This window comes from Bradyrhizobium sp. SHOUNA76 (assembly GCF_023006445.1).
Lineage (GTDB): Bacteria > Pseudomonadota > Alphaproteobacteria > Rhizobiales > Xanthobacteraceae > Bradyrhizobium.
This window is the reverse complement of record NZ_JALBHA010000834.1, coordinates 1-1,599: the sequence shown is the minus strand read 5'-3', so window position 1 is coordinate 1,599 and position 1,599 is coordinate 1. Positions and strand designations below refer to the sequence as shown.

At 64.4% G+C, this 1,599-nt stretch carries 2 protein-coding genes; one reads left to right on the top strand and one right to left on the bottom strand.

What is annotated here, in order from left to right; translation table 11 throughout:
- Positions 1–230 precede the first annotated feature (230 nt).
- Positions 231–866, top strand: coding sequence for a TetR/AcrR family transcriptional regulator (locus MOV74_RS37690; protein ID WP_246932523.1), 636 nt, complete (start codon positions 231–233; stop codon positions 864–866).
- A gap of 10 nt (positions 867–876) precedes the next feature.
- Here the strand turns inward: MOV74_RS37690 and MOV74_RS37685 are convergent.
- On the bottom strand, positions 877–1,599 hold a 723-nt coding region (locus MOV74_RS37685; protein ID WP_246932521.1), incomplete at its 5' end, for an autotransporter outer membrane beta-barrel domain-containing protein.

The window sequence follows — 1,599 nt, the reverse complement described above, 5'->3', positions numbered from 1 at the left end:
GCCCGCCACATCCGGAAGGTCGCGCGCCGCTCGGTGAGCACGCCGGCGATGTCGCAGGCATTGGCGATGCGATCGATCGGGGTCATCGCGAACCGCAGCAGGGCCCGGCCCAGGCCGGTCACGAGAGCAGCGGCGTCATCGAGGAAGGTGGCGGCGATATCAACAGCGAGGGTTTGCATTTTGCAGGTCTCCGGGTTAATTTGAACAATGTTCACATGAGTAGCTCGAAAATGAACAATGTTCAAGAAGAATCGCTGCGAGATCAGAAAAAATATCGGCGCCGGGTCCAGATCCTGGAGATCGCCCGCAGCATTATCGCGACCAAGGGGCTGAAATCATTGAAGGTTCGGGACGTCGCCGAAGCCGTGGGCTGTTCCGTCGGCAGCGTCTATAACGAGTTCGGCGACTTCGACGGGGTGATCCTGACCGTCAATCGGGAGACCGTTCAGGCACTCACGGCCCGGCTCGGCGCGGTTCCGGGGGAGGATCCCGTTCACCAGCTCTACGGGCTTGCGGCGACCTATCTCGACTTCTTCGCCGAGCACGCCAATCTGCTGCGCTCGCTGTTCGAGCATCGGATGGAGGACGACCGTCCTTATCCCGATGACATCCTGCAGATGGTGATGGATGCCTTCGCGCTGATGCATCCACCCCTGGTGCGGCTATTGCCGGATGCGGATGACGTGAAGATCGCGCTGCTGTCGCGCACCTTGTTCTCTGCGGTACACGGAATCATCTCGCTCGGCCTCGAGGAGCGGATGGTGGCCGTGCCGCCCCAGATGCTGCGTCAGCAGGTCGAACAATTTGTCGACACGCATCTCGCCGGGCTCGGCATTTTGCCGGTGGGCGCACGGCCATCTCGATGAGGCGCTGCCGCTACCAGGCGTATCGCAGGCTCGCGGTGCCGGAATAGGTGGTGCTGCGGGCCGCGAACTCGCCGTCGAACTTGGCCGACAGGGCAACACCGTTCGAGAACTTCAGCTCGGCGCCGGCAGATGCGAGCGCGGCGTCTTTCGCCGGCGTCGCGCCATTAACGATAAAGCTGGCGCCGGGCAGCGCCTGGAACGCGGCATTGAGCGTCGGATCGCTCACCCAATCATGTGCCCAGGCCGCGCGACCGCGCAACGTCAGGACCGCATTCGGCGAGACCGGCGTCGTCCGATCGAAGCGCGTGCCAAGTTCGCTTCGCGTGTCGGAGGCCGTGCGTCCCCGATAGGTCAGGCCGAAGCCGCTGCCGGCCCGGTCAGTCTCGGTATAAGTCGGCGTGCGAAACGCCTGCGTCTGCGCTGCCGCGTATGGCGTGAAGCCACCGATCGGCGTCGCGAACCGATAGCCGCCCTCGATGCGGCCGCCGACGGTTTGCGCGTCGAACTTCGCGGTGAGCTGGTTGCCGAACGGCGCGAAGCGGTCTGTCGACATCCAATGATTGGCAACGGCGAGCGAGGCGGCGAAATAGGCCGGACCTGTGCGGACCGCGGTGTAGACGCCGGCCTGTAACGCCTCGCTCTTGCCGCCGCCGATGGCCTGCGCGAGGTCCCATCTGGTGCCGCCGCCGGAGAGCGCAAAACCGACGATCGCGTCGCGGCTGAAATGATAGTC